Origin of the sequence: Mannheimia granulomatis (genome assembly GCF_013377255.1) — a bacterium.
Lineage (GTDB): Bacteria > Pseudomonadota > Gammaproteobacteria > Enterobacterales > Pasteurellaceae > Mannheimia > Mannheimia granulomatis.
Window position 1 is genome coordinate 991,460 of the sequence record NZ_CP016614.1, and the last position, 21,400, is coordinate 1,012,859.

General features: G+C 36.2%; 23 protein-coding genes. 7 read left to right on the plus strand and 16 right to left on the minus strand.

Annotated features, from left to right (window positions below):
* Positions 1-184 precede the first annotated feature (184 nt).
* Positions 185-1,489, minus strand: a complete 1,305-nt coding sequence (locus A6B41_RS04685) for an ammonium transporter (protein WP_027074785.1) — start codon at positions 1,487-1,489, stop codon at positions 185-187.
* A 21-nt stretch (positions 1,490-1,510) separates the two neighbouring features.
* Positions 1,511-1,849, minus strand: a complete 339-nt coding sequence (locus tag A6B41_RS04690; protein WP_027074784.1) for a P-II family nitrogen regulator — start codon at positions 1,847-1,849, stop codon at positions 1,511-1,513.
* Between the two features lie 240 nt (positions 1,850-2,089).
* On the opposite strand from A6B41_RS04690, the gene lepA reads away from it, so the two are divergent.
* From lepA to recO, 5 genes are all read left to right on the plus strand, one after another.
* Positions 2,090-3,883 carry a translation elongation factor 4 gene (gene lepA / locus A6B41_RS04695; RefSeq protein WP_027074783.1) on the plus strand — a complete coding sequence of 598 codons (1,794 nt, stop codon included), beginning with the start codon at positions 2,090-2,092 and terminating at the stop codon, positions 3,881-3,883.
* Positions 3,884-3,994: 111 nt separating this feature from the next.
* Positions 3,995-4,972: a signal peptidase I gene (lepB, locus tag A6B41_RS04700; protein WP_027074782.1), complete on the plus strand. Its 978-nt coding sequence runs from the start codon at positions 3,995-3,997 to the stop codon at positions 4,970-4,972.
* Between the two features lie 71 nt (positions 4,973-5,043).
* Complete coding sequence (gene rnc, locus A6B41_RS04705) at positions 5,044-5,721, plus strand: ribonuclease III (protein WP_027074781.1); 678 nt, start codon at positions 5,044-5,046, stop codon at positions 5,719-5,721.
* A gap of 137 nt (positions 5,722-5,858) precedes the next feature.
* On the plus strand, positions 5,859-6,776 hold the full coding sequence (gene era, locus A6B41_RS04710) for a GTPase Era (RefSeq protein ID WP_027074780.1): 918 nt from the start codon (positions 5,859-5,861) through the stop codon (positions 6,774-6,776).
* A 236-nt stretch (positions 6,777-7,012) separates the two neighbouring features.
* Complete coding sequence (gene recO / locus A6B41_RS04715; protein ID WP_027074779.1) at positions 7,013-7,735, plus strand: DNA repair protein RecO; 723 nt, start codon at positions 7,013-7,015, stop codon at positions 7,733-7,735.
* A gap of 71 nt (positions 7,736-7,806) precedes the next feature.
* Here recO and A6B41_RS04720 read toward each other — a convergent pair whose 3' ends face one another.
* The 14 genes from A6B41_RS04720 to A6B41_RS04785 are packed head-to-tail and all read right to left on the minus strand — an operon-like array spanning position 7,807 to position 19,142.
* Complete coding sequence (locus A6B41_RS04720; RefSeq protein ID WP_027074778.1) at positions 7,807-9,447, minus strand: tight adherence protein G; 1,641 nt, start codon at positions 9,445-9,447, stop codon at positions 7,807-7,809.
* Between the two features lie 24 nt (positions 9,448-9,471).
* Positions 9,472-10,074 (minus strand): tight adherence pilus pseudopilin TadF, encoded by a 603-nt coding sequence (gene tadF, locus A6B41_RS04725; protein WP_027074777.1) that lies wholly within the window; start codon positions 10,072-10,074, stop codon positions 9,472-9,474.
* Positions 10,049-10,531 (minus strand): TadE/TadG family type IV pilus assembly protein, encoded by a 483-nt coding sequence (locus A6B41_RS04730; protein ID WP_027074776.1) that lies wholly within the window; start codon positions 10,529-10,531, stop codon positions 10,049-10,051. The genes tadF and A6B41_RS04730 overlap by 26 nt, the downstream gene beginning before the upstream one ends.
* Positions 10,531-11,295: a tetratricopeptide repeat protein gene (locus A6B41_RS04735; RefSeq protein ID WP_027074775.1), complete on the minus strand. Its 765-nt coding sequence runs from the start codon at positions 11,293-11,295 to the stop codon at positions 10,531-10,533. The genes A6B41_RS04730 and A6B41_RS04735 overlap by 1 nt, the downstream gene beginning before the upstream one ends.
* Positions 11,285-12,130, minus strand: coding sequence for a type II secretion system F family protein (locus tag A6B41_RS04740; RefSeq protein WP_027074774.1), 846 nt, complete (start codon positions 12,128-12,130; stop codon positions 11,285-11,287). Before A6B41_RS04740 ends, A6B41_RS04735 begins: the two co-directional genes overlap by 11 nt.
* Positions 12,130-13,017, minus strand: a complete 888-nt coding sequence (locus A6B41_RS04745) for a type II secretion system F family protein (RefSeq protein ID WP_027074773.1) — start codon at positions 13,015-13,017, stop codon at positions 12,130-12,132. Before A6B41_RS04745 ends, A6B41_RS04740 begins: the two co-directional genes overlap by 1 nt.
* On the minus strand, positions 13,014-14,294 hold the full coding sequence (locus A6B41_RS04750) for a CpaF family protein (RefSeq protein ID WP_027074772.1): 1,281 nt from the start codon (positions 14,292-14,294) through the stop codon (positions 13,014-13,016). The genes A6B41_RS04745 and A6B41_RS04750 overlap by 4 nt, the downstream gene beginning before the upstream one ends.
* An 8-nt stretch (positions 14,295-14,302) precedes the next feature.
* Entirely contained in the window at positions 14,303-15,421 is a 1,119-nt protein-coding gene (locus A6B41_RS04755) for a CpaE/TadZ family protein (RefSeq protein WP_027074771.1), read from the minus strand.
* Positions 15,422-15,438: 17 nt separating this feature from the next.
* Entirely contained in the window at positions 15,439-15,939 is a 501-nt protein-coding gene (locus A6B41_RS04760; protein WP_027074770.1) for a hypothetical protein, read from the minus strand.
* Entirely contained in the window at positions 15,936-17,324 is a 1,389-nt protein-coding gene (locus tag A6B41_RS04765) for a type II and III secretion system protein family protein (RefSeq protein WP_027074769.1), read from the minus strand. The genes A6B41_RS04760 and A6B41_RS04765 overlap by 4 nt, the downstream gene beginning before the upstream one ends.
* The gene (locus tag A6B41_RS04770) at positions 17,314-18,138 is read right to left on the minus strand and encodes a hypothetical protein (RefSeq protein ID WP_027074768.1); all 825 of its coding nucleotides are present in this window, start codon (positions 18,136-18,138) and stop codon (positions 17,314-17,316) included. The genes A6B41_RS04765 and A6B41_RS04770 overlap by 11 nt, the downstream gene beginning before the upstream one ends.
* Before the next feature lie 26 nt (positions 18,139-18,164).
* On the minus strand, positions 18,165-18,602 hold the full coding sequence (locus A6B41_RS04775; RefSeq protein WP_050436793.1) for an A24 family peptidase: 438 nt from the start codon (positions 18,600-18,602) through the stop codon (positions 18,165-18,167).
* Between the two features lie 54 nt (positions 18,603-18,656).
* Positions 18,657-18,854 carry a Flp family type IVb pilin gene (locus A6B41_RS04780; RefSeq protein WP_032847487.1) on the minus strand — a complete coding sequence of 66 codons (198 nt, stop codon included), beginning with the start codon at positions 18,852-18,854 and terminating at the stop codon, positions 18,657-18,659.
* Positions 18,855-18,908: 54 nt separating this feature from the next.
* Positions 18,909-19,142, minus strand: coding sequence for a Flp family type IVb pilin (locus A6B41_RS04785; RefSeq protein WP_027074765.1), 234 nt, complete (start codon positions 19,140-19,142; stop codon positions 18,909-18,911).
* A gap of 544 nt (positions 19,143-19,686) precedes the next feature.
* Here A6B41_RS04785 and rhlB point away from each other — a divergent pair.
* Positions 19,687-20,916: an ATP-dependent RNA helicase RhlB gene (gene rhlB / locus A6B41_RS04790; RefSeq protein WP_027074764.1), complete on the plus strand. Its 1,230-nt coding sequence runs from the start codon at positions 19,687-19,689 to the stop codon at positions 20,914-20,916.
* A 54-nt stretch (positions 20,917-20,970) separates the two neighbouring features.
* Entirely contained in the window at positions 20,971-21,390 is a 420-nt protein-coding gene (locus A6B41_RS04795) for a hypothetical protein (protein ID WP_050436792.1), read from the plus strand.
* Positions 21,391-21,400: the final 10 nt, after the last annotated feature.

Consider the following 21,400-nt stretch of genomic DNA (forward strand, 5'->3'; position numbering starts at 1 on the left):
TAATATGCAGTGAATCCATAGTTTCACATTGGTAGCAAATGAAATTACCCGTTTGGTGTTTACCCAAGAAGATATTGCCGCCCGAAATTACGTGATTGAGCTTTGTAAAAAGTATGATTTAACAGTGATAGCCGTGATTAATTTCATCACATACATACCATAGATATTGTTTAATTTTAACGTATCATTCCAAACGTTCACCGTGAATACTGATATCTAAGCCTTGACGTTCATCATCTTTATCTACACGTAAGCCTCCACAAAGAAAGCTAATAATTTTGAGTAAAATAAAGCTCATCACACCGCTATAAAGCACAGTAATTATGACATCTTTAGCTTGAATAAGTAACTGATAACCTACTTTTGATTCGCCTGCAAATACAGTGTTATTAAATAAAATACCTGTCAGTAATGCCCCAACAATACCGCCAAATCCGTGTATGCCAAATGCATCTAATGAATCATCATATCCCAGTTTATGTTTCATTAAGGTAACAGAAAAATAGCAGGAAATAGATGTGAAAATACCAATAAAAATTGCTCCTTGTGCATCAACAAATCCTGCTGCAGGTGTAATACCAACTAACCCCGAAACTGCTCCAGAAGCTAAACCAAGTGATGATGGGTGGTGTTTTGCTAATTTTTCGCACACTAACCAAGCCAATGCACCTGCTGAAGCTGAAATTTGAGTAACAGCGAGAGCCATTCCTGCTGAAGCATTTGCTGCTAATGCAGAACCTGCATTAAATCCAAACCAGCCAATCCACAGCATAGCAGCACCAATTAGAGTAAATGCCATATTATGTGGCGGCATTGCCTCTTTTTTATAGCCGATGCGTTTCCCCACCATAATGGCTGCCACTAAGCCTGCTACTCCTGCATTAATATGAACAACGGTTCCTCCAGCATAATCTAAGACCCCTCCTTCCGCCATAAAGCCACCGCCCCAGACCCAATGGCAAACAGGGACATATACAAGCAAAAACCATAATCCGGAAAACCACATCATTGCAGAATATTTAATTCGCTCTGCAAAAGCACCTGAAATAATAGCAACTGAAATCACAGCAAATGTCATTTGGAAAAACATAAAGACTGTTTCAGGAATACTTCCGGCATTAGGGGCTACAGTACCTTGTTCATTAGCAAGATCTAATCCCATTCCACTTAGGAATAAGCGATCAAAACTACCAATAAAAGCATTTCCTTCAGTAAAAGCAAGTGAATAACCCACCGCGACCCATAAGAAGCTAATTAATGCGGCAACAGAAAAACTGTGCATCATAGTGCTAAGGATATTTTTCTTACGTACCATACCACCATAAAATAAAGCTAAGCCTGGAATAGTCATAAATAGCACTAAAATGGCTGATATCATAACCCAAGCTGTATCCCCTCCATTAATTTCAGAAAGAGGCTTCCACCAATTTGTTTCAGCATAGCAAGAAGCGGGGAGAAGAAAAAAAGAAAGCAGAGAATATTTTTTCATAAAATGTTCCTAATAAGATTTCTATATTGCGTCGTTATCCATTTCGCCTGTGCGAATTCGAATAACTTGTTCAACGGGTGAGACAAAAATTTTTCCATCTCCTACCTTTCCTGTATGAGCAGCTTGAATGATGGTTTGTACCACTGAATCAAGCATTTCATCAGAGATGACCAAGTCAATTTTTATTTTAGGTAGGAAATCAACTTCATATTCTGTACCACGGTAACTTTCTGTATGACCTTGTTGCCTACCAAATCCATTGACTTCAGTAACAGTCATACCAGAAATACCTAAATCAGAAAGTGCCTCTCGGACATCAGCTAATTTGAATGGTTTTATGATTGCGATAACATGCTTCATATAGACCCCTGTATATTATTTGATTAGTTTTTTTAATTATATAGATCAAAAAAACTAATGCAATAAATTTTTTCTCTATTGATTTATAATTTTTTGCAAAATCATTTTGCAAAAAAATCCTTCAAAACAACCGCTTGTTACTATTTGTTTTTCTTTGCAAAACCTTGTATTTCAAGTACAATTCTCCGATTAATTTTAGATAGACAAATAACAAAACAGGACATTAACTGCCCGATGAAAATGCAAAATATTCGTAACTTTTCGATTATCGCTCATATTGACCACGGTAAATCAACCTTATCAGACCGCTTGATTCAAACTTGTGGTGGCTTATCAGACCGTGAAATGGAAGCTCAAGTATTAGATTCAATGGATCTTGAACGTGAACGCGGTATTACGATTAAAGCTCAAAGTGTAACCTTAAACTATAAAGCAAAAGACGGTGAAACTTATCAGCTGAACTTTATCGACACTCCAGGGCATGTGGATTTCTCCTATGAAGTTTCTCGCTCGCTTGCCGCTTGTGAAGGGGCATTGTTGGTGGTGGATGCAGGTCAGGGCGTTGAAGCTCAAACCTTAGCTAACTGCTATACCGCAATCGAAATGGATTTGGAAGTAGTGCCGATTTTAAACAAAATCGATCTACCGGCAGCCGAGCCTGAACGTGTGGCAGAAGAGATTGAAGATATTGTCGGTATTGATGCCATTGATGCAGTACGCTGTTCGGCAAAAACAGGTTTAGGGATTGAAGATGTTTTAGAAGATATTGTGAAGAAAATCCCGGCACCGGAAGGTGATCCTGAAGCGCCATTACAAGCATTGATCATCGACTCTTGGTTTGATAACTATTTGGGCGTGGTTTCTTTAGTGCGTGTAAAAAACGGCGTGCTGAAAAAGGGCGATAAAATCAAAGTGATGAGTACTGGACAGTCTTATAATGTAGATCGCCTTGGTATTTTTACCCCGAAACAAGTCGATACTACCGAACTGAAAACCGGTGAGGTAGGCTGGGTAGTCTGTGCGATTAAAGATATTTTGGGTGCACCAGTGGGCGATACGTTAACCCATCACCATAATTCTGCAACGGAAGTATTACCGGGCTTTAAGAAAGTAAAACCACAGGTTTACGCAGGTTTATTCCCGATTAGTTCGGATGACTACGAGGCCTTCCGTGATGCGTTAGGCAAATTAAGTTTGAACGATGCTTCATTATTCTACGAGCCGGAAACCTCAAGTGCGTTAGGTTTTGGCTTCCGCTGTGGCTTCTTGGGCTTGTTGCATATGGAAATTATCCAGGAGCGTTTAGAGCGTGAATATGATCTGGATTTGATTACTACTGCTCCGACGGTAGTGTATGAAGTAGTGCAAACAGATGGCGAAACTATTTATGTGGATAGCCCATCTAAACTCCCTGCAATCAATAACATCGCAGAAATCCGTGAGCCGATTGCAGAGTGTAATATGCTTGTGCCGCAAGAGTTCTTAGGCAACGTAATTACCCTTTGTGTGGAAAAACGTGGTGTGCAAACCAATATGGTGTATCACGGCAACCAAATCGCCTTAACTTATGAGATCCCAATGGGTGAAGTGGTGTTGGATTTCTTCGACCGCTTAAAATCGACTTCTCGTGGTTATGCCTCATTAGATTACGGCTTCAAACGCTTCCAAAATGCGGATATGGTACGTGTGGATATTATGATTAATGGCGAGCGTGTTGATGCGTTGGCGATTATTGTCCACCGTGCGAATGCGGCTTATCGTGGTCGTGAATTAGTGGAAAAAATGCGTGAATTGATTCCACGCCAACAATTTGATATTGCAATCCAAGCAGCAATCGGCAACCACGTAATTGCTCGTTCAACAGTTAAACAACTGCGTAAAAACGTATTGGCGAAATGTTATGGTGGTGATGTAAGCCGTAAGAAAAAACTTCTACAAAAACAGAAAGAGGGTAAAAAACGTATGAAATCCCTCGGTAATGTAGAAGTACCACAAGAAGCGTTCTTAGCAATTCTTCACGTTGGCAAAGATTAATTTGCTAAAAAAATGCGAAATTCGACCGCTTGCAAGCGGTCATATTTCTTGAAAATTTTGCAAAAAGCCTAGTACGCTTAGCGTGCCGGGGTAACTAAAAAGGAACATTCAATGGCACAATTTATGCCAATTATTTTTTTAGGCATTATTTACAGTATTTGGAAATGGTTGGATTCAATGCAGCTACCGAATACGATTTCAATTATTTTAGTTGTATTAGTTCTAATCTGTGGTGGATTTTGGGCATTTTATAAATTTAGTGCCGATCCAAGACGTAAACGGGCAATTGCACAACAACAAAAACGCTTAGGTAGAGAATTAACGGCAGAAGAGATTGCAGAGATTCAGCCAAAATCATCAGTCGGCGAATTTTTTGCTTCACTTTTCGGTGTGTTGTTTTTTGTAACGGTTTTGCGTTCATTTTTATTTGAACCCTTTCAAATCCCAACCGGCTCAATGGAGCCAACTTTACGCGTGGGTGATTTTTTAGTGGTAAATAAATTTAACTACGGCATCAAAGATCCGATTTGGCAAAACACCTTAATTGAAACCGGTAAGCCTCAGCGTGGTGATGTGATCGTATTTAAAGCACCTACCGAACCGCATATTGATTATATTAAGCGTGTAATTGCAGTAGGTGGTGATAACCTGAAATACGATTTTGCCACTCAACGCTTAACCTTAACCAAAGCCAATGGAGAAGTACAGTCGTTTGAATATAGTGAAGGCAAGCCAAACGCGGATTTCTTCTATAAAGGTGAAATGCAAGTTGAGCGTACTGAAAAAAGTGATGTCACTCACCAAATTTTAAATCACCCGATGGCATTTAACTACGCCCCTTATTTCTTTAAACAAGAAGGGCAGCCGGAAGGCGAATGGGTAGTGCCGCAAGGACATTATTTTGTAATGGGCGATAACCGTGATAATAGTGGCGACAGCCGTTTTTGGGGATTTGTACCGGAACAAAATGTAGTAGGCAAAGCCAGCTTTATTTGGTTAAGTATTGATAAACAACAAGACGAAAGTTCGCTCAAAGCCTTATTTAGCAAAGGGCTTCGTTTCTCAAGAATGTTTACTTCCATCCACTAATAAACTGACAGGGCGTATTGCATACGCCCTTTATTCAAATTAAAGGCAAGCAAAAGCCTAAAATAAATACTATGCAATTAGAACGATTACAGAAAAAATTAGGTTATCAGTTCCATAACCTTGATTACCTCACACAAGCCTTAACGCACCGCAGTGCGGCGGCTAAAAATAATGAACGCCTTGAGTTTTTAGGCGATTCAATTTTAAATTTCACAATTGGTAAAGCCTTATACGACAAATTCCCTAAAGCTAATGAAGGGGAGCTTAGTCGTATGCGGGCAACCCTTGTTAGAGAGCAAACCTTAGCTATTATTGCTCGTAAATTTGATTTAGGCGATTATCTTAAATTAGGACCGGGCGAGCTAAAAAGTGGTGGATACCGCCGAGAATCTATTCTTTCAGATTGCGTTGAAGCCATTATAGCAGCAATTTATCTCGATCAAGATATGGCAAAAGCAATGGAAAAAGTAGCAGATTGGTACGCGGATTTATTGAATGAAATAAGCCCGGGCGATTCGCAGAAGGATCCAAAAACACGCCTACAAGAATTTTTACAAGGCAAAAAATTGCCGTTGCCGGAATATGATGTGCTGGATATTAAAGGCGAAGCACATAACCAAACTTTCCGAGTGACTTGTAAAGTGATTAACTTAGATGAAATTTTTATCGGCATAGGCACAAGTCGCCGTAAAGCTGAGCAGAATGCAGCAGAGAAAGTATTGGCTGTAATTAAGACAAAAAATAATTAATTCCCCTCTTTAAGCTATGAGGGGCAGAGGGAATTTGGTAGAAGTAAAATATTCTCATACGAAATTTTAATATCGTAATCAAATCTCCTCTAACCCCTCTTTTCTAAAGAGGGGAACTTATATAAAAGGAAAACCAAATGACAGAACAAACCAAAACCCCAGCAAAAACCTATTGCGGTTTTATCGCTATTGTCGGTCGCCCAAATGTTGGGAAATCGACCTTATTAAATAAAATTTTAGGGCAAAAAATTTCAATTACATCACGTAAAGCGCAAACCACCCGTCACCGTATTATTGGTATTCATACCGAAGATCAATATCAAGCGATTTATGTCGATACTCCGGGGCTTCACATTGAAGAAAAACGAGCAATCAACCGTTTGATGAACCGTGCGGCAAGCTCAGCAATTGGCGATGTGGATTTAATCATTTTCGTAGTGGAAGGCACAAAATGGACAGAGGATGATGAAATGGTGCTGAACAAACTGCGTGCATCCAAAGCCCCGGTATTGTTGGCGATCAATAAAATCGATAACATCAAAGAAAAGGAAGAATTATTGCCACACATTACCGAACTTTCACAAAAATTCAATTTTGCGGAGATTCTCCCAATTTCGGCTCAACGTGGCAAAAACGTTCATATTCTGCAAAAATTTGTTCGTGAGTCACTACGCCCGGGTGAACATCATTTCCCTGAAGAATATGTCACCGACCGTTCGCAACGTTTTATGGCATCGGAAATTATTCGTGAAAAATTAATGCGTTTCACTGGCGAAGAATTACCTTATTCTGTAACGGTGGAAATTGAACAATTTAAAATGAACGAACGTGGCGTTTATGAGATCAACGGCTTGATTTTGGTTGAACGTGACGGACAGAAAAAAATGGTAATCGGTGCCGGTGGTCAAAAAATCAAAACCATTGGTATTGAAGCCCGTAAAGATATGGAACGTTTGTTCGACAACCAAGTCCACCTCGAACTTTGGGTGAAAGTCAAAGCTGGCTGGGCAGATGACGAACGCGCGTTGAGAAGTTTGGGGTATATGGACGAGTAGTCTAAAACTGCTCATATTCTGAAGTTGATTTTGAAATCTTGATCAAATCTCCCCCTCCCCTCTTTGCTAAAGAGGGGTGATCATTCAGTTTGTTATTTGTATTCATTGGGCTATTTAAGAGCGTAATGAAGACCAGATAAATTTAAAATTTGTGGTGATCTATCCCCCCTCTTTAGCAAAGAGGGGAGGGAGAGATTTGGCAGAAGTATTAAAACCTCATAATTAGTAAGAACACTATGACCACAGACCAATGGCAACGAGCCTTTGTACTTCACCGTCGAGAATACAGCGAAAGTAGTTTGCTTGTGGATTTCTTTACAGAACATCACGGGCGGATCACATTACTTGCCAAGGGGGCAAGGCGTTCTCGTTCGCCGTTGAAGGCGGTATTGCAGCCTTTTACGCCGTTGTTGCTTCGTTGGACAGGCAAGGGTGATCTGAAAACTTTAACCAAAGCAGAACCGGCAGCGTTAACCTTGCCGATGAATACTATTTCACTTTACAGCGGTTTTTATATCAATGAAGTACTTGCAAGAGTATTGGAAAATCAGACCGCTTACCCAACGCTTTTTCAACATTATTTAACCTGCATCACTCAGTTAGCCACTCAGCAAGAGGTCGAGCCGATTTTACGCACCTTTGAATTTCAGACCCTAAAAGCACTTGGTTATGGTGTGGATTTTACTCATTGTGCGGCAACAGGTTTGGCGGTAGATGCGGATATGAGCTATCAATTTAGAGAAAATGAGGGCTTTATTGCCTCGTTACTGCAGAATAATTATAGTTTTTTAGGGCGGGATCTGCTGGCATTTGCCGAGCTGGATTTTTCGGAAAAGTCTACTCAACAGGCAGCAAAACGCTTTACCCGAATTGCATTAAAACCTTATTTAGGTTCTCAGCCACTAAAGAGCCGAGAGTTATTTCAAACTATTTTGCCGAATAAATTAAAAGGAAGTTAAACTTTATTTAACAACAAGCGGTTGGATTTGCAAAATATTTTACAAATCCAACCGCTTGTTGTTAAAGAGAGTTAGTTTATACTACGCCCGATGTCATCGGTTTCCCCAATTGCTTGCTTAAATGAATTAAGGAGAGATTCCCTATTATTGGCAGAGTAGTAGTTATTTTTCCCTACACATTTCTCCCAAGCATTTCTGGATTTTGAAGAATAACCAAATTCAACAAACACGATTTTAGTATTTTGATCTCTATTATGTTGATTTAGCTTCTCTCTAATTTGATCACATGCATTTAAGGATAATTTTCTACGTTGAGTTTCATCTTTAAAATAAAGTGGAAGTGAGCCTACATAACGTCTATCTTTGTCATAAAAGTCTTGATTATTATTAGCTTTCTGAGTTACTTCTTCCTGACCTAAAAGAAAGTTTTCGGTAATTCGACTATATTGTGTAAATGGAGTGCCTTTATCACCAGCAGTTAGCTCATCATTACCATCAGATAAAACTAAAATTACCCGTTTAGTCTGTTCTCCTAACTCTTCAGTCCGGCTTTTTTCTTTAAGCATAATTGTTGCTGCTGTAAGCAAACCTGAGCTGACTAATGTACTTCCTTCAGCATGAAGTCCTTCTACTAAAGTAAAAAATTGACTTGATTCATTTTTATTATACCATTTATGGCTATTTCTATTGCGTTCACCTAAACAAAGTTTGTTTTTGTTGAAAATAATCGGATCTTTAGGATATTCTTTTCCAATGGATTCAATGGTTTTTTTGATATCAACTAAATAAGCCAAGCTGTGTGCAAATTTGATTCTATCAATTTCATGCCGATAGTAACCAGATAAATAATTAGTAATACTTTTTTTCATACTCTCACTAGAAGTATAATAAGCTCTTCGATAAGAATATATTTGATCATTTTTTAATACAAATGGAAGTATACATTGATTATCTGAATATTGTGCACCTAGTGCAAAAGGTGCAACTGCAATACGGTTGTTATCATTAGATTCCGGGCTAAATAATGATTTCGCAGCCAATTCTTCAAGCACGGATTTTAATATTCCCAGTTTACTGCTTCCATTATTGACTTCACGTGTATTAGTTAAATCATATCTCATTGAACCGGATAAATCGGTTACAACCATTAGGTCAATTGGAATATTAAAGCTATTCTTTTTGAATGCTTTGGACTCGCTGGCAACAGATACATTTTGGGGGATAACAGTAATATTACCTACAGTGAGTGGAAACCATGAAAGGTGATCAATATTACCGGCAACAGTACAAGTGACTTCACTTGAACTTGTATGCCCTTTTTTATTTGTTTCATGCTTTGTTGTACAGACCGGCGTTAATTGCATTTTCTCTTCATTTGTTTGAGGGAGATAGACTTTTACAAAAGTTTTGGTGATTTGATGATCGCGTTTTCCCACTTCGGAATGCATATTAAAGCCGTCATTGTTTGTATTACCGCCAGATAATTTATAATCAGTCGCCTTTCGCCCACTGTTATTTTCAGCGGTCAGTGCTAAAACAGCTTGTTCTAGACTATCGGCAAGGCGTGCTTTATCTTGAATAATCGCAGCGCCTTCAAGAGAGACGAAAATAAGTGCAAGAATAGGGAGTGCTAATAGGCCACCCATAATGGTATAGACACCCGATTCGTCTTGAATAAAACGTTTAGTTTGAAATAGTGATATTATTTTCATAAGCTCAATCCTCTAAAAATAAGATTAGCGACCTACGCCTAAGGCTGAAGCTCTTAAAAAACCTGACTCATAGTCACTTTTTGCTAGGGTTAGCCCTTTGAATAAATTCGTCATTTTTCGACATACCGTAACATGATAAATGGAAGCATAACGGTTTGAACCTTTAAAATTTTCGGTAATAGGGGATGCATCTGTAATATTGGTTGTATAAGCAGATTTGCAATTATTACTGTTTGTTGAAATATTTTTTGACGACGGTTTGGTTGTCTTTGGCGGACGAGTAGCGTCACCATTCGGATTCTGAGGTTTAATTGATTCAAATCCATAATAGTGTACAGTTACATCAATAAGAGATTCATCTGACTCTCCCATTAAACGTGCAGCAAGTTTCTTCAGTTTTTTTACATCTTCTTCAGTTACTTCTTCTTTACCGCCATCGGAGATATTGCGTTCTTTTACTACGTTGAGTATGGAATAAGAAGTACGTTGTAATTTTCCCGTTGTTGATTGCAAAATCGCAACATCAATTAGGAAAATAAGTAATATGGAGAACAGGAAGAAAATAAATATAAATTCAACTGTTACAGACCCTTGGTTATTTTTAAGGAGTTTTATTATCTTTTTCATATTCTTGAAGGACTACAATGTTACGTGTGAATAATGGTTCAACTGCAGTTTTAGACACCCAGAAAAATAAAGGTGTATATTTATACTTAAAAGTATATTGTGCAAAAGGCGAGCCGACAGAACTACCATGAAGCTTGCCGGAGACCAGATCATCAAAATTATTTGCATATTGCACTGTTACTTCAGTAATGGCATTTTGGTTGAGAAATGTCCAAAGCTTATCTGGGCTTTTTATATTTTGTGTAAATATTTCTTGATAGTTACTTCTGGCAGGATTTTTCTTGGCAAAACGCGAAGCCTCTGAAATCGATAAATCCAAGTAGGAGGAAAGCAGTGCAATTCGGCAGCCTTCCGCAATCATAAAAAGGACGAGAACAAAGAGTCCAATCGTGAGACTGAACTCAATTGTTGATGTACCTTTTATATTAGAAATAAAACGAGATACAGATCTTTTCATCATTTATTCATGCTCACTTTAGGCAATTTTTCGGTTTTTTTGAGTGCATTGACTAAATCTTCAGGCGAAGTATTTAAGTTTTCTTTACGGATAATATCTAATGCGTAATCAATATCACCGCTTTTAACCAGCGCAAAGACTAAGTTATGAACTAGGCGAGGATCTTTAGAACCGCTTAAATATTGTGGTAATAGTAAATTGACTGCATTACGATAATCAGTATTTAGAATGCTTAACATCGCGATATTATTAATAGCGGTGATATCATTAATAAATAGCTCACGTGCTTTATTTATATCGATCTCTGCATCTGCCAGTTTTCCCATTTGAGCTAAGCTAATACCTCTTAGGTTATAGGCTTCACTATTTCTAGGAGCAAGTTGAATTAAATCAGTGGCAGCTAAATAGGCATCTTGGTATTGACCTAATTGGATTTTATTACGGATATAGAGCAATTCAATATCTTGATTGAATGGGTGCGCACTAAATCGTAAAGGTTCAAGGTAGATAAGTGAGGATGCACTGTCTCCCAGATGATAGTAACTTTTCGATAGTTTAAATTGTGTCAATGGATCTTGATTTAATTTTAGTTCATCTCGATACATTGAAATAAGTGCGCTGTAATTTTTTGTGTTTTCATACAATTTTTCCTGTTCTGCTTTGCGTTCAGGCAAATTATGTGAAGATTGATTTAAGGTTGAACAAGCAGATAAAGTTAGTAATAAACCAGAAACAAAAGTAACTTTTATAAGTTTATAAGACATTTGGTAAAACCCTCATTGCACCAGGTGCTACAATTAAAATAATGATTGGAAACATAATGAATAGAATAAGAGGAATACTCATTTTAGCGGAGAGTGTTCCAAGCTTTTCTTCCATTACCAGTAATTGCATTTCACGAATGTCGGCAGACAATTGTGTTAAATGTTCATAAAGCGAAGAGCCAAAATTTAAGCTTTGTTGTATTACTGTACAGAACATCCGAATTTCTTTAGTTGGTAAAGAAATTGCCAGATCTTGCAGTGCAGCGCTAAAGTTGGTTAATTCCGCTTTGCGAATAATTCGTAAGATGACATAAGTTAAATCGGCATTTAAATGTTCAAAATCTATAGCGACTTGCTTAAACGCAGACTCAACACCTATACCTGTTTGAACATTTACTGCAACTAAGTCGATAAAACCGGGAATGTCATTCATAATACGTTTAATTTTACTTTTTAAAATTGTATTAATTACAATACTTGGAATTAGAATAGTAAGTACAATAATAAATGCACAACCTAATATAAACGCAGTTTGATCTTTATTAATTAAGTAATTAATAAAAGTTAAAAATAAAATGGCAAATAATTTTATTTTAATATTTTTATCAATTAGCCCTAATAACTTAAGTAAAGGGCTGTGATTAACCAGTAATAATTCCAGCTCAATTTGCTGTTTCGTTTTGCCTTTTGGTCTTTCTTCTTCGTTGTTTTCTTTAGGGCGGTTACCTGCTAGTATCTCTTCGTGATAATCAATCTTTTTCTTATAAGAAAATGCCATTATAAAAATGAAGACGCCTAGTAAAATAATCAGTAAAAAGAATAATATGATTTTCATTATGTAGATTTCCTCATTAACCACCAGATAATAAACATACCTAAAAGTTCGCTTCCTATAACGTAGTATAGGATGATACGTCCAGAGGGGTTATTAATTAGAAAATCAAAATTCTCTGGAGTGGCGATTTTCATAAAGAAGAAAAAACCTATAGGAAAACACGCAACGATAGCTGCAGACATTCTAGCTTCAGATGTCATTGCTTTCTTTTTTTGTTCCATTTTATTTGAATCAGCTATTGCTCTACCTAAACGAGAAATAACTTCACGCATTTGCCCACCTCTGGAAAGATTGGTTCGAACAATGCTGATAAAGAAATAAAATTCTTTGTAAGGGTAGCGTGAATAGCTATCATTGAATACTGCCATAGCGTCTTCACCTCGAGCTAAACGTTTATAAATAATTTGGAATTCCTCACCTATAGGTCCTGTAATATCTCTACCGCATCGCTCAAGTGCTTGTAGTAAACTAATGCCTGATGATGTTGCAGAATTAAGAACTTGTATTATTTCTGGAAATTTCTCATTAAACATTTTTTTATTACGACGTTTTCCCAATTTCCATACAATCAGAATAAAAGCAAGAATTTCTGCAATTAGGAAATATTGGTTGTCAAAACGAATAAATGAAGCATTTAAATAATACAAGCCGGCAAAAATAGCGAAATGAATAATAAGGTTTTTAACCAAATTATCTTTATTACTTGCCATGAAGTAATAAATCCATAAGTTAATGCTTTTCTTGATTTTTTTTATCAAATGAGTAAATTTTTCACTCAAAGTTGTTTCTCTGGCATTAACTTTTTTACGGGTTTTAATCCAACCTGAAGCAGTAAATATGAATAACAATATACCGAAGGTAAACACAAGATAATAAAGAACAGTCATCCATGCTCCTTAAAAATATGTTGTAATTCGTTACTTAAATTAAACAATTGAGCGTTTTGGTAAACCGCAGAACGTGTTAAAAGTCCATGATTAATAAATTTACCGATAATATTATTGTTTGCATCACGCTCTTTACTTGGTTCATAGGAGAAAATATCTTGTAAAACGATTTGGCCGTTTTCCATACCCATTACTTCCGTAATATTAGTAATTTTACGTGAGCCATCATTTAAACGAGATGCCTGGATAATAATATTTACTGCAGAGGCAATATTTCGGCGAATTGCTTCTAGAGGTAATGAGGCATTCGACATCATTACCATACTTTCTAAACGTGCAGTTGCATCACGTGGGTTATTGGCATGTAGAGTAGACATTGAGCCGTCATGTCCGGTATTCATTGCCTGTAACATTTGGAATGCTTCTGCTCCACGACACTCACCAACGATAATACGTTCCGGGCGCATACGTAATGCGTTAATAACCAGATCTTGCATTGTAATTTCACCAGTATGCTCTACACCTGCTAAACGCGTTTCCAAACGAACAACATGAGGTTGCTCTAAGCGTAATTCAGCCGTATCTTCTAACGTTAGTACTCGTTCTGTATGAGAAATATAGTTAGAAAGTGCATTTAAAAGTGTCGTTTTACCTGAGCCGGTTCCACCTGAAACAATAATATTTACTCTAGAGCGCGCAGCAATAATTAAGAAATTCGCCATATCAAGTGTCATTGAGCCAAAATTGACAAGATCTTGTAATGATTTCTTCGATTTAGAGAATTTACGAATAGAAATAGATGTACCATCTATTGCAATGGGCTTAATAACCACATTTAAACGGCTACCATCAGGTAAACGAGCATCTACTAATGGCATTCCTTCATCAATTCGTCGTCCGATACGTGTGACTAAACGCTTAGCAATATCTGTTAATTGTTCGTTATTGATAAAGGTTTTATCTGTTTTTTCCAGAATACCTGCACGCTCAACCCAAATATTATCAGGACCATTTACCAAGATGTCATTGATAGATTCATCTTCCATTAATTCTCTAATTGGCCCATAGCCATCAATTTCATCGGCAACAATTTCAGCCATATAATTAGCATCTTGTGGCGTAAGATAAATATTACTGTTACTCGAAATACGTTGAAGAGATTGGGTTAGTTCTTCAATTAATTTTATCCGCTCATTTTGGATTTGATCTAGTTTCTCTATATCCAGATTACTTAATAATTCAGAACGGAAAAATATTTGTTGTTCTTTTGTTAGCATAATAATGTTTAGTTAAAAAGTTTCTTTAAGAAAGATGTCCCTGTTTTATTAGGTACCTTAACTTTTTGGCGAGATAGAATACCTATTACTTTCATTGTGAGAGATTCAATTTCTTTCTTTCCATTGCGACTTAAATTAGCATTAAGTACTTTATCGTTAGATGTCATATGTTTAGAATAAGGAATTACACTATCTACTTCACATCTTAATAAGCGTTCAATATCAGTGGTCGCCATCAGTTTTGATATTTCAAGATTATGATCTGAAATACATATGAAAGTACGGATTAATTGCCCTGAAGTATTTTTAAGCCGTTCACATTCATCTAAGAATTGTTTAGCAACCCGTAATGAGCTGATTTTTCTCTCTACAATTAAGATAAAGGTATTACTTTCTTTTTGAATATCAGAATAAAATTCTTTACCTAGATTAAAAATAGGTTGGTCATAAACAATAAAATTATATTTATTCAATGTATCCGTAGTTAATTGAGATGGAGCTCCTTTATATAAGTCAAGATTTTCTGTACTTTGAACAACATCGCTTTGGATTTTTTTATCGAATAATAAATCAAGGTCCTGGGAACCATTTTTTCCTTGAGCAAGCAATACAGGAACTTTTTTCTTCGTTGCAATGGTATTGGCAATATGAGCACTAATAAAACTTGCACCAATACCACCTTTGCAACTTAAAATACTCACTTTAATAGTATCCCGAATAAGCGGTATATTTACGCCTGTAATAATACGCTCTACCATTTGGGTTAATTGAGTCTCTGTATTAAAGTAAAGAACACCTTGTTCGAGTAACTTTTGAGCAAGAGAAATAGAGTCACTATTACCAATTACACAACACCATACGTGTTGTGGCACAATACTGTGAATGCGATCGGTTATTTCAGTAAGATGCGTTTTATTTCCTATATCGATAATGACTCCTAGAGTTTCTTCGGCAGAAATGGATAAATTATCTGCCGCAAAAAAATCCATATTAATTAACTCAATATTTTCTAAACCACGGGACCGTAAAAGTTGTGCAACATGGTTATTTAGCTGATTTTGTTGTGAAATAACCGTTATTTTACGTACGCTATCAACAGTACGGCTTTCTTGATCGAGTAGTAACATAGTAATCCTTTTGTAATTTAAAATATAAGTTGTAGCTTGTTATTGTGCTTTAATGTACAAGCCTTATATGGATCAAAACTCATATGATCTTCTGCCGTATCTGCTTTGCAAGGTTGCATTTTTCTTGCTGTTTGATGAATTTCTACATAAAGAGGATATAAGCTGTTTGTAGTTTTTCGATGTTCTACATAAATCATATTTTTTATTTTTTCGGATTTAAGGCGTTTACTTAGTTCTTTGGCTAAGTCTTTTGCTCGGTTTTCTAAAGAGATCAGATGAATGGTTTGTTCATCTTTTGTGCTAGTTGCATGGCGTTTAATCTCAGTAAGCAAATTTTCGATTGCTACAGCAGAAAAATCGGCTAAAACCAAACGTTTTATATTTAGAGATTTATGAGTAACTATTTCACTATTAGTTGGTTGAGCCGGTCGAGTATTACTTAAAAGTTCAGTATTATTTTTGGCAAAAAGGGGTAGCGACAAACTTAAAATGCTACATAAGGTTAATAATCTTCTCATTGTATAAAACCACCATTTTTTAAGAAGTTAGACGTTAGTGTTTTGTGGTAAACATTTTTTAATGATGTACTGTTAAAAAATCTTTCCATTGTTCCGGTATTTTCAAATGTTGGATAAAGTATTTGTGAGCCATCAACCGGTTTTACTAAGTTTACTGTCGCAACTACGACAAGTTCCTTACTTTCACGAGATGAATTTGCACTGCGGAAAAATGCTCCTAAAATCGGAATATCTCCCAGAATCGGTACTTTCTTCACTCCTTCAAGGTCTTGTTTATTCAATAAACCGCTGATAATAAAACTTTCACCATTACCTACTTCAAAGGTTGACTTAGAACGACGAGTATTAAAGATAGGAATAGAGTTATTCTCAATTTCATAATTTCCAGCAATTGTGCTGACAGATTGTGAAAGAATTAAACGAATACGATCGCTTTTTTGTACTTTTGCACCAACAAGTAATTTAATGCCAAACTCTTTATAAAGAATATTGAGTTCACCATCTTTATTGCGTTGTACAAAAGGGACTTCGCCGCCAACTAAAATATCGGCAGTTTCTCCGGAGAGCATAGAAATATTTGGTTCTGCTAAAATTTTGCCGTTATTTTGATTGTCTAATGCATTAATGAGAACATTTAGATTATTGGAATTAACTAAAGCTAATTGTCCTCCCTTATTACCAAAGCCTCCACTAATTGAGGCTCCGCCTAAATTTTTGAAGAAATTACCACTTAAGTTATTCCAGTTAATACCGATTGCATCAGAGAAAGTTTTGTTCACTTCTGCAACAGTTAATTTCACATTAACTTGAGTTGCAGCTTCTTCATTCGCATTATTGATAACCCCATCATATTGATATTTATTCAAGAAAGGGACTTCTTCTTCTGCGTTATCATGTTTAATTTTCTTTTCGATCACCTTTTTCTGAGAACCTAAGGCTTCGCCTACAATGCGGTTAATTTCTTCACTTTCAATTGAGTTTTTAGCTTTACCTTCAATAACATAAGCCTTACCAATTTTCTTAACGGAAAGACCACTATCCGGAAAACGAGTTTGGATTTGTTCATTTGTTGCAGAAATGTTATTTATTACATTGTTTACATTAACAAAATCTTCTGTTAAAGCATTACCGTTATTATCAAATGCAATAATTTCTGCTTTACCCTCATTTTTGGCATAAAGCATAAATGTGTTGTCATCTAAAATTTCATAATCTGCAACATCCGGTGATGAAACAAAAATAGTATCAATTTTCTGTGAAGTCTTAATTAATTGACTTTGCCCTTGTTCTAAATTAAATGTTTTTGCAGAAATATGATTAGGTAATGCAAACAAACTACACATTGCACAATAGAATGCTGCTCTTTGGAATTTATTAATTAGCATTATTTTTTCCTCTTAATTGGCGAATAAACATTCCACGATGATTTATCGTTTGAGTATTAGTACCCATTGGCAGAGCAATGAGTTTGGCCTGTTTATCTAGCGAATAAAATTCTTTTACTTGTTGTGCATTCATCTTAATGCTCACATAGCCTAGATAATCTTTATTATTTGAGCTTTCATTCTTTGTATCTTCTTGAGTAAATTTTTTTACTTGTAATACTTTGAAGTTATCAGCCAATTTTGTCATTGAAGTTTGTTCTCTTTCTTGATGAGCAAGATCTTGTTGTACACTATAAATAGAAACAACATCTCCACCACGTAGTGAATCCAATAGATATTGTTCGGTATCGCGAATATAAATGCGATAAGCAACTTCTTCCGTTGAATCAATACTCATCAAAATAAAACGAGGATCTTCAGGTGAAATTAATAGTTTAGGATTAAGTAAAGAGCCTGATTGTGTATCTTCCGAGAGCAAAAAACCTTGTAAGGAGTGGCTTTCTACGCTATCAAGCAGAGGCTTAAGATCTGACTCGGTTAATGGATCTGTTTCTCCTACCTTTAATTCAGATAAGGAATAATCCTCTGATTGCAGAAGAGAGCCTTTAGGTAAATCTCGGTTTAATGTAATAACGGTAATAGTTTTTTCCGCTATTTCTGTAGATTCTGCAGATGAACTCTGCACATCATTTTGTTGGGGGGCTTCTACAGTAGTTTCTGAATTTTCTGTATTTAAATTCGGCAACATAAACAACCCGCCAAACCCAATAAGAATAATGAAAAGAGAGGTGATAAATAGTACCCTGTAATTCATTGTCTATTTCCTTAAGTGATAAATCGTTATAGGCTAAATAGCACGACTGTCGCTAAAAAGCCCGAGCTAATTGCAATCCCATAGGGGAGCCCTTTTTCTCGAATAGAACGAAAAAAGAACAAGCTACCGATAATAATGAGTATCAGCCCTGATAATGCAGTTAGAAAAAGAAAATATGGGGCATATTCTGTGGGGACAGCCAACATCAAGACAGAAAGTAATTTCACATCGCCGGCACCAATTACTTTACATAAAAAAAGCAGAAAACCGATGATTAAGCAAAGTAACGCCGGTAAGAAGTAGAACGTACTATGTGTAAGCCAACTGAATGGGATAATTACACATACCAGTGCTACGATGATTCGATTACTAATAATACGTTGTTGGAGATCTGTCCAAGAAAGCCTTATTAACAATAAAATAATGGCGGCAAGTAAAATAGAACGGAAGTGAAATAACAACATAAAAGTAATTCACCTTAATTATTATTTGTACATATCTGCAACTGATTAAAAGGATCACGAAACGGTCAAAAGTGCGCTTTTAACTAAGTTTGCAAATTGCTCAAATTTTATTAAGGTTTCTTTGCTGAAGCTGTTATCACCGTATAACACAAATACAACAAATACTGCCACTGCACAACCAATTAAGCCATATTCAATTGAGGTAATCCCTTTTTGTTGCTGACAAAATCGAATAAAGTCTTTAATGTTCATAATGGACTAAAGATATCCTTATGTCTAAAAGACATAAGGATATTTGTATGCTTACTATTTCTTGATAGTAGTAGCTGCGCCTTCGATAGCTTTTGTCAAGTCACCAAATTTAGCTTGTAATTTTTGAATAAAGCCATCTTTGCTATAGAACACAGCAACAATTAATACAGCTACCGCTACAGCAATTAAGCCGTATTCAATAGCAGTCACACCTTTTTGGTTTTCTTTAAATGAACGAAAACCTTCAGTTACAGCAATGTAAGCTTTTGTTGTTAGAGTTGATAACATGATTTGAGTCTCCTTTTATTTTAAAATAAAGTATATATAATAGTTTAGAAATTTTATTAATTTCCATTTGGTAATGATACGCAATAACATCTACTGCGTAATGGAGTGTATTTTAGATCTTTATGAAAGTTATGTAAATGCTACAAATTTAAGATTCAAACAAACCAATGTTATATTTTTGTAATTTATTATTTTATTGTTAATATTTTGTTAATTTCTTAATGGTAAAAAATGTGAATAGTAAATTTATTTGGAAACTTGAATTAATCTAGATTTGTAATCAATTTTGAAGTATGAAAAAATTGTTAATGTTAAGTGCTTTTTGGTTGATTTTTATACGTTTTTGAGAAGTGGTCGGATTTCAATAAAAAATTTATGGCAATAGTGCGTACTTTGGCTTGGTTGAATGAATTTTGAGCAAAGATCGGTTTGCCATATTTTTTCTTTATAGTAATGTGTAAGAAATGAGGCAAAATTATGCATAGCACATAATAATATGCTACATTTATGGCAATAAATAAGCTAAAAATATAAGGAATTTATGATGTCGAATCATCTTACAGAACACCGCTTTATTGATTTCCCTATTCACACGAATGTATTAAATGCCTTAGATAGCAAAGGTTTTGAATTTTGTACACCGATTCAAGCAAAAACGTTTCCGATTACGCTTTCCGGTAATGATATTGCAGGGCAAGCTCAAACAGGCACGGGAAAAACGTTAGCCTTTTTAGTCGCAACTTTCCATTATTTGTTAAGTAATGAAATTAAAGCAGCTAAAAATCAGCCTAGAGCATTAATTTTAGCTCCTACCCGAGAATTAGCCGTGCAAATTGCAGCAGATGCACAGCTTTTCCTACAACATTCTGATCTGAAATTGGCCCTTGCTTATGGTGGTGATGGTTATGATAAACAGCTACAAGAAATTGAAAAAGGTGTAGATATTTTAGTCGGTACAACAGGGCGTGTGATTGATTATGTTAAACAAGGCATTATTAATTTAGATAAAATCCAAGTAATTGTGCTAGATGAGGCGGATCGAATGTTTGATCTGGGCTTTATTAAAGATATCCGTTACCTTATGCGTAAATCGCCGCCACCGCAGAAACGCTTAACACTATTATTTTCAGCAACGCTTTCCCCAAGAGTGAGAGAGCTTGCCTATGAAGATATGAATAACGCCGAATATATTGAAATTGAGCCGCTACAACGCACGGGGCATCGTATTAAAGAAGAGCTATTTTATCCCTCTAATGAAGATAAAATGGCCCTATTATTAACGTTACTTGAAGAAGAGTGGCCGGAGCGTTGCATGGTTTTTGCTAATACCAAGCATAAATGCGAAGAAATTTGGCAATATTTATCTGCAGATGGCCATCGTGTAGGTATGTTGACCGGAGATATTCCACAGAAAAAGCGTCTGTCCTTACTTGATAATTTTACTAAAGGCAATTTAGATATTTTAGTTGTAACAGATGTTGCCGCCCGAGGTTTACATATTCCGGATGTCACACATGTGTTTAATTATGACTTACCTGATGATAAAGAAGATTACGTTCACCGCATTGGTAGAACTGGTCGAGCAGGGGAGAGCGGGCATTCTATCAGCTTCGCTTGCGAGCGTTACGCGGTTAATTTGCCGGCGATAGAGGAGTATATCGGGCACCAAATTCCCGTTAGTCAATATGATAAAAGCTCGTTACTACCTTTGCCGAAAGTAAATCGTTCAAGAAATAAACATGCTTTTGTACAGAAACGAAATGGGCGTAACTAGAACAAAATGATTAATAGCAATTATGTTTTAACAACTCAAATTGAAGGGAGAAATATGAACTTACCTAAGTTCGCGGCAATCGTGTGTAGCATTCTGGTGATTGCAGGGTGTAGCACATTAGATAAATGGGAGGAGGATATGGGGTTATTCTCAGAGTCGGCGAATCAACATGCCTCTATTGATAAATCAACAATCAAAAGAGAACGTATAATTTCTAAACTAGCTACCTTCCCAACATCAAGCAACCAGCCTGTTGTAAATCCTAAGGTAACAACCAAGAGAATTAATACAACAGCTTGTAAAGACAGTGATGATTGGTATTTAGATGGTTATCGTGTAGGAAAATCTTTCCAGACTCAGAAACTACGGATGCTACAGCAGCGAAGTGAATATTGCGGTTATAATGTAAAGCAACTTCCTGCACAATATCGTAGTAATTGGGATAGAGGATTCCTTATCGGAACAAAAAGTTAATTCAAAGAAG